The sequence below is a fragment of the Kitasatospora sp. NPDC002551 genome (genome assembly GCF_040296005.1).
Lineage (GTDB): Bacteria > Actinomycetota > Actinomycetes > Streptomycetales > Streptomycetaceae > Kitasatospora.
Genome location: NZ_JBEOWI010000115.1, coordinates 1 through 7795, shown reverse-complemented (window position 1 = coordinate 7795; position 7795 = coordinate 1). Strand labels below are relative to the sequence as shown.

The following is a 7795-nucleotide window of genomic DNA, read 5'->3' as shown; positions in this document are numbered from 1 at the left end:
GGGCCCGCCGGGCTCGCGGCGCCGCCGGACGCGGGCGGGGAGCCGCGTGGAGGCGTGTCGAACCACCAGATGGGCTACCTCTTTGAGGAGTTGATCCGGCGGTGGGCCGAGCAGTCCCACGAGACGGCCGGGGAGCACTTCACCCCGCCGGAGGTCGTCCGGCTGATGGTGAACCTTCTCGCTCCGGCCGACGGTCAGGCTCCTGGTACGCCGGGGGCGCCCCGGACGGTCCTGGACCCGGCGTGCGGTACGGGCGGCATGCTCAGCGCCGCACAAGAACAGCTGCTGCGGCTTGACCCCGGCAACCCGGTGGAGGTGTTCGGGCAGGAGCTCAACTCCGAGTCCTGGGCGATCTGCCGGTCCGACATGATGGTCAGGGGCCAGGCCCCCGAGGCCATCGTCCTCGGCAACTCGCTGACGCAGGACGGCCATGCGGGCGCGACGTTCGACTACCTTCTGGCCAACCCGCCGTTCGGTGTCGACTGGCGCAAGGCCAAGGACGCGGTCGAGCGTGAGCACCGGGAGCTGGGCGAGCGCGGCCGGTTCGGCGCCGGTCTTCCCCGGGTGAACGACGGCGCGCTGCTCTTCCTCCAGCACATGATCGCGAAGATGAAGCCGGTTGACGCGTCGGGGAGCGGCGGCAGCCGGATCGCGATCCTCTTCAGCGGCTCGCCGCTGTTCTCGGGCCAGGCAGGGTCCGGGGAGTCCCGTATCCGGCAGTGGATTCTGGAGAGCGACCTGTTGGAGGGCATCGTCGCGCTGCCCGACCAGCTTTTCTACAACACGTCCATCTCCACGTACGTGTGGGTGCTGACCAACCGCAAGACCGCGGACCGGAAGGGCGGTGTCGTCCTGCTGGACGCCCGGGACCACTGGTCCAAGATGCGCAGGGCGCTGGGCGACAAGCGCAAGGAGGTCGGCGAGGAGCACATCGCCGAGCTGACCCGCCTGTACGCCGGGGCTCCGCCGGTCCCGTCGGCTCACGCGCCCGGAGGTGCCGTCGGTTCGGGGGGCGGGAAGGTGAAGGTCTTTCGCAACGAGGACTTCGGCTACCGGCGGATCACGGTCGAGCGTCCGCTGCGGCTGCGCTTCGAAGCCACCGAGGCGTCGATCGCGCAGCTGGCGTCGGCGAAGCCGGTCCAGCAGGTCACCGACGCGGGCGCGTTCGCGAAGGCGCTGCGCCCGCTGGTCGGCTCGGTGTGGGCGACGGCGGCGGATGCCCTCGACGCGCTCACCGCGGCGGTGGCCGCGGCCGGCCTGGCGTGTCCGTCAGGTGCCGTGTTCGTCCGGGCGCTGCGGGAGGCGTGGGGCGTGGCCGATCCCGAGGGCGAGGTGCAGGGCTCACCGGGCGGGCCACTGCCGGACCCGGCGCTGCGGGACTTCGAGAACGTCCCGCTCGGGCAGGACCCGGAGGAGTACCTGCAGCGGGAAGTGCGGCCGTTCGTCCCCGACGCCTGGATCGACCACGCCAAGACGAAGATCGGCTACGAGATCCCCTTCACCCGCCACTTCTACGTCTACAAGCCGCCGCGTCCGCTGGAGGAGATCGACGCGGACCTGAAGGCCGTCCAGGCCCAGATCCAGGCGCTCTTGGCCGACCAGCCCTGGGCCTCCTGACGCCCAACAGATTTCTTAAGGTTGCGAATTCACACATGGTCAGGGCGGCGGCCCCACCGCCCGGCCTTCGACCTGCCCTCCGACCTCTTTCCTGGAGTACGACATGACCCTGTACGGCATCCCTCCCGCCGGCTTCCGGCGCTTCATGGTCCCCGAGAACGGCCGCGAGCACGGCCGGTGCATCGTCGACGCCGCCCACGGGTGGTGGCTGGACAACCGCGGCGGTACGGGCGAGGTGGCCATCGCCGTCGGCACGCTGGCCGGGCTGGCCCTGTGCTCCCCGAGCCGCGCGGACGGGCCGGACTACGGCCCGCTGCTGATCCCGCTGGACGACAGGGAACTGGCCGACGCCCTGCGGGCCAGCTGGAACAGCCTGTGGGCGTCCGACCCGGCACTCGCCGACGCCGCCGGGCCGCTGCACGCATGGCTCGCCGATCCGAGCGAGAGCGACATCCGCGGCCTGGCCGATTACGCGCGCGTCCTCGTGCGGGCCGGACTGCTGGAGTACTGCAGCGACCTGGCCCGATGCGAGTCGGAGGACCTGCTCGGCCTCCTGCTCCAGCGCATGCGCGGCCACGGCCAGAAGCAGGCGACCGGCGAGTTCTTCACCCCGTCGATCGCCTCGGACCCCGCCGGCGAGATCCTGCTGACCGATCTCCCCGCTCCCGGCGCCGTCCTGCTCGAACCGTGCGCCGGCACCGGCACCATGGTCCGGGCCGCCGCCGCGGCGCTGCGCTTCCAGGGCCTCGACCCGGGCCGCTACCACTGGTGGCTGAACGACATCGACGCCGTCAACTCGGCCTGTTGCGCGGTCAACTCGCGGCTGTGGCGCCTGGGCAGCAGCGTGACGGTGTCCTGCGGCGACGCCTTGGGCGACCCGCGCAACCTCGAAGAGCCCACGCACCGGCGCGCCGAGCGGGCGATCGCCGAGCACAAGCACCGGCCCCTGCTCTACCCCACCCGCACCCGGCCACCGCACTGGCATCTGTGAAGGACCGCGCAGCCCGCGCCGGCCGGGCACACCGGCCCGACCGGCCGCAGGGCGGCATCCCTCATCCGATCCGCACCCCACCCCACCCCACCCCAGGAGAGATCCATGCCCAACCGACTCGCCGTGATCAAGACCCTCCGCCAGGACGTGCTGGGGAACCACCGCTGGGACGAGCGCACCCGCAGCTACACCACCATGCCCACCGAGGACGTCTGGGCGGTCGAGGACGCCATGGCGGCCATCCTGGAGCGGGTGGCGCGCGCCGTCGACTGGCCGCGCCTGGTCCTGGAGGCCACCCAGCGCCACGCGGTACTGCACCCCCAGAGGCCCGCGACCTTCCGGGACTGGACGCCCGAGATCGGCCTGTGCCGGGAGTGCCTGATCGAGGCGCTGCTGAGCGACGAGACCGGGGCGGCCAACTGGATCTCGCACCCGACCACCCCGAAGGAGCACGATCACACGGACTGGCCGAACATCGTCGCCACCCACCTGCCCCACCGGGCGGCAGCGTCCTGGCACCCGTACGAGGGTGCGCCGGCCGCCCGCAGTGAGCGGCCGGAAGCCGGGACGGCGGAGCCTGACACCACGGCCCCCGGCGAGCCCGGCTGACGACCGAGAAGGCCGATCAACCCCACACGCAATTGCTTAACTCTGCGAGTTTGTGTAATGTACTCGCTGCGGGGAGGGCGCGCAGCCCGCCCCCGCTCCTGTAGCCCAGCGGAAGAGCGGCCGTAAAACGGAACGGCGTCATGCCGAGACGGTCGCGGATGCACCGGGACCGGGCCCTGGCCAGCAGGGTTGGGGAACCTCAACGAGGGGCTGACACCCCCGAACCGCCGGCAGGGAAGCGCGTCTTCCAAGCTCGTCTACACGGCGCGGGTTCGACTCCCGCCAAGAGCACGACCACCCAGCAGCGGCGCAGCGCCGCTGCCACAACAACGACGGAGACGGAGAACAGCCATGCGCGCAGAAGTCAGCATCGACCTGGGCATCAACGACGGTGAGGTCGACTACGAGGCGGCCTTCACCTGGGAGACCGGCAGCCTGCCGCTGCCCCGCAAGGGCGATCGGGTCGCCCTCGGCGAACTGATGACGCGCGTCAAGTCGGTGACCTTCTCGTGCCTGGACACCGGATACATCGCCACCCGCGACCACGACATCGACGACGTGGAGGTGCACCTGGCGCTCCGGCTCGGCAAGAAGGAGCGCAAGGCCCGATACCGGCCGGCGGAGATCTACACGATCCTGTCGCGGCTGCCCAGCGTCTCCGGGCTGCACGTGACCGGCGCCGACCAGTAGCCGAGCCCGTGCCGGTGCCGGCGCGGCGCCGAACCCGGAGGAACTACCCCCGATGAGCTCGCACCGGCCCTCCGAGGCCGCCCTGACCGGCCTCACGCTCGACCGCCGCCACGTCCCGTCCTGGATGTACGTCGGCGTCACCACCAACTGAACCGCCGTCCGCGCCGATCGCGCGACGCCCGCCCTGAGGAACCCGATGACCGCCACCACCCTGACCACGCTCCCCGGCGATGCCGACTCCGCCACCGTCGCCGCAGCGCTTGCCGAGCTCGCCACCGCCTCCGAACAGCCCTTCGACCAGTGGGACCGCGTGCGCAGCGAGCGCGTCCAGGAGCTCACCGGCTGGCTCCAGTGCGCGGCGATGTGCCACAGCCACGGACTGGACGGGGCCCCGGTCCCGACCGGAGGGTCGTCCCGCGACGTGGTCCACGGCCTGATCACGGCGCACGCCTCGCTGCTGGCCCGCCAGCAGGCCGAGATCACCCCCTTCGTCGGGCCGGACGGCGCGCTGCTGGGCAACGACTACGACGACCACGACGAGGCCGCCGACCGGCACGTCGAGGAACGCGTCCAGATGCTCGGCACGGTCATGGCCGTCCTCGCCGGTGAGTTCGGCCGGCCCGCCGTCAGCGCTGCGGAGCCCGACCCGCAGGCCGGGATGGACGCCGTCCTGGACGCGATGACGGACCCCGACCTGGAGGGCGGCGACATCGTCGAGGCGATCAAGGACCGCCTCCACGCCCTCGGCTACGACCTCAGCATCGCCGAGAACGACGACGCCTGAACCATCGCGCCATCCGCCATCGCCGGAGCGGCCCCGGCAGCCACGCTGGGCCCGTCGGCGCCTCCCGCACCCCACGAAAGCGATCCCGATGCCCGACCCCACCGCCCTGTGGCAGGCCCACCGCGCTGCCGACAACCTGAGCAACACCCTCGCCTCGTCCCACGAGGAGGCCATGGCCACCGGATTCCCGGTCTCCGCCGACGGCCAACGGCTTACCCAGCAGCTCACCGAACAGCTCGCCACGCTGCGAGAGCGGCTCGCCGAACTGGGCGTGGCGACAGATGCGCCCAGGTCGCGGCCGTCCACCGGCCCGGCGGTATCGGACGACCGCCCGGCACCGGCCCACTACGCCGACGAGGCACTCGCCCCGGTCGTCGCCAACGGCCGGCTGAAGGGCCGGTTCCGCGACGGGTACACCGAGGAGCAGGTGAACGCCGTCTTCGCCGTCCTGGGGGCGGCCACCGGGCTGCGCCTGGTGTGCGTCTGGGAGTACCGCGACAGCTTCGGCTGCGGCGGGAACTCCCAGTGGTTCGCCGAGGATTCGTCCGGCGGGCTGTGGGACCTGGCCGGGGATCTGGACGACTGGCTCGTCGGCGAGCAGTCCCACCCCGGTCCGGCCGCCTCCTGGATCGGCCGTACGGTCGTCCACCGCGTCCAGGCGCTCGCCTGGAGCGACGGGGAGCGCAACTACGCCCAGCTGTCCCGGCTGTAGCAGCACCCGCGCGCGGCCGAGGCCGTGCCGACCGGTCGCGGCGGCCTCGACCACGCCGTCGAGCACACCCCAGCCCGTTTCAGTTCACCGCCTCGCCGATCCCGGCGGAACACCTCGCACCTGGAGCCCGCATGACCACCGCCCTGCACGCCGACCACTCCGAAGCTGGCACGCCGCAGCGCCCCGACCAGGAAGTGCAGGGCGCCGCCGGGCTGGTCCGCCTGGCCCGCGGGCTGGGGCTGACGGAGACGGACGTCGACGAGCTCGTGTACGAGATGGTGCACCGCGGCGCGTCGAGCGCCTACAACAACGGCGCCCATCCCGAGCTGGGTGACCTCGACGCCTTCGACGCCGTGCACGACGACGCCGACGAGCAGGCGAGCGCGATCAACAACCGCGGCCTGGAAGCCCAGGTTGCCGCCCTGGTCGGAGCGTTCGGGGAGCAGGCAGTCGAGCGGATGCTGCGGGACGAGGCTCCGGGGCACACCCACCCGAACAACGTTTCTTAAGTCTGCGACTTCGAGCATTGTATTAATCATCGGCCGCGGTCTGACCGCTCCGGGTAGCGGGGCCGTTGCCCCGCCGCCCGGCCCCAGGCCGGCCGAAAGCACAGAGGCACACGATGAACCTCCCCTCCCCCGACCCCCGACCGGCGCCCGACACGATCAGCGACCCTGGCGGCCCCGCGGCCATGGACAACGAGGGCGGCGCCGCGGTGGCCCCGCCGTGCCCCCTCGCAGAGGCGAAGCGGCTGCACGGCCGCGCCGCCGCCAGGCGCGCCGCCCTGTTGGCCTTGGCCGACGCGCACTCCGACGAGATCACCGCCGCGTACGAGGCCATCGGCCAGGCCCGGCGGTGGCGGCTGCCCGAGTCGGTGGAGGACGAGGGCTGGGAGTACCGCGGCGGATTGGAGGAGGAGAGCACCGGCATCTGGGCCCGGGCGCACATGGCGTACTGGGTCCTTGAAGCAGCCCGGGTGACGGTGGCGAAGGTGAGCTCGGCCCTCGGTCTGCCGGTGGACGACGTCGACCTCCTCGACGACGCGGAACGCGATGCCTACATCGCGTCGCTGAGCGACCAGGAGCGCGCGGAGCTCGCCGGGCCGTGGCCGGTGGAATGGCTCTACGCGCCGAAGCCGGGCGCGCCCATCCGGGTCGTCAACCTCTTTGCGGGCCCCGGTGGTTGGTGCGAGGGCATCGTCCATGTACTGGGTGAGCCCGTCGACATGGTCGGGGTGGACCTCTCCGAGGCCGCGTGCGCCACGGCGCGGGCTGCCGGGTTCCGGCGGATCTGCGCCTCGGTCACGGACCTGGACCCGGCGAACCCGGCGCTGCGCTACGTGGTCGCGGTGATCCTGTCCCCTCCGTGCCAGACGCTTTCGCCCGGCGGGAAGCTGGCCGGGCTCGCGGAGGAGGCCATGGGGCTGGTCGAGGAAGTGATCAGCCAGGCCGGGGCAGCGGCTGGCTTCGTCATGGTCGACGACGCCGGGGACGGCATGGAGGGCTACGCTCCGCCCACCGGAGCCACCTGGGACGAGGTCCGCGCCCCGCTGGCGGCGCTGAAGGACGCGCGCACGGGCCTCATGGCCGAAGCGGTGATCTGGCCGCTGGCATTGCAGGCCAAGCACAACAACATCCGCTGGGTGGCCATGGAGCAGTCCTCGAACCTCCTGAAGTCGAAGGCCGCCGAGTACGTCGTCGAGGCGATCGCCTCGGAGTTCTACGGGGCCGGCTGGGAGTACGCGTCGTTCAGCCTGGTCGAGGCCGCCGACTACGGGGCCGCCTCGAAGAAGAACCGGACGTTCATGGTGTGCATGCGCTACACCCGGCCGTTCACCAGCTACCGGCCCAGCAAGCCGGTGCCGCGGACCACCTGGGCCGCGTGCATGGGCTGGGAGAAGGGGCACAAGGTCAACACCCGCGGCGTGCGCGGGATCAACCCCCTGACCGGCCGGCCCAAGGGCGGCGGCACGTTCACCGCCGACGAGCCGGGCACGACGGTGACCGGCACCGCGTACGGGTGGAAGCGCGAGGCCGACGGCCTCACCCACACCCACGCCGACCTGGGCCGCGCCGTGGGATTCCGCGCCGACTTCCCCTGGATCCACGTGGGCCGCGGCGAAGGCATCCGCAACAAGACCCAGCTCATCGCCGACACCGTCAGCCCGATGGTCGCCGCCGCCTGGATCGGCCACATCCTGGGCCGCGCCTGGGAGGCCCGGACCCGCGCCTACGTGCGCGGCCTCTACGCCCTCCGGCGGCCCGGCCGCCTCCGCGTCGCCCAGGCCGCCGGCGAGCGCGACGACGTCTCGCAGGTCAGGGCTTCGAAGAAGTACGCCGCCGTGGCCCGCGCCGGTCGAACGGCGATCCGGACCGCCCGCACCGCGACCACC

Annotated in this window: 8 protein-coding genes; all 8 read left to right on the top strand. The window is 72.3% G+C overall.

Features of this window, described 5'->3' with window-relative positions:
- The coding region (locus tag ABT093_RS39975) for an HsdM family class I SAM-dependent methyltransferase (RefSeq protein WP_350572425.1) at positions 1–1617 on the top strand (1617 nt) is incomplete at its 5' end.
- A gap of 103 nt (positions 1618–1720) precedes the next feature.
- A complete protein-coding gene (locus tag ABT093_RS39970; protein WP_350572424.1) occupies positions 1721–2608 on the top strand; it encodes a DNA methyltransferase family protein in 888 nt (295 codons plus the stop codon).
- Between the two features lie 105 nt (positions 2609–2713).
- Positions 2714–3217 carry a hypothetical protein gene (locus tag ABT093_RS39965; protein WP_350572423.1) on the top strand — a complete coding sequence of 168 codons (504 nt, stop codon included), beginning with the start codon at positions 2714–2716 and terminating at the stop codon, positions 3215–3217.
- 351 nt (positions 3218–3568) lie between these two features.
- Positions 3569–3907: a hypothetical protein gene (locus ABT093_RS39960; protein WP_350572422.1), complete on the top strand. Its 339-nt coding sequence runs from the start codon at positions 3569–3571 to the stop codon at positions 3905–3907.
- A 196-nt stretch (positions 3908–4103) separates the two neighbouring features.
- Positions 4104–4691 (top strand): hypothetical protein, encoded by a 588-nt coding sequence (locus tag ABT093_RS39955; RefSeq protein WP_350572421.1) that lies wholly within the window; start codon positions 4104–4106, stop codon positions 4689–4691.
- 88 nt (positions 4692–4779) lie between these two features.
- Positions 4780–5403 carry a hypothetical protein gene (locus ABT093_RS39950; RefSeq protein WP_350572420.1) on the top strand — a complete coding sequence of 208 codons (624 nt, stop codon included), beginning with the start codon at positions 4780–4782 and terminating at the stop codon, positions 5401–5403.
- Positions 5404–5534: 131 nt separating this feature from the next.
- Positions 5535–5912 (top strand): hypothetical protein, encoded by a 378-nt coding sequence (locus ABT093_RS39945; RefSeq protein ID WP_350572419.1) that lies wholly within the window; start codon positions 5535–5537, stop codon positions 5910–5912.
- Between the two features lie 113 nt (positions 5913–6025).
- A partial coding sequence (locus tag ABT093_RS39940; protein ID WP_502884428.1) for a DNA cytosine methyltransferase occupies positions 6026–7795 on the top strand: 1770 nt, incomplete at its 3' end.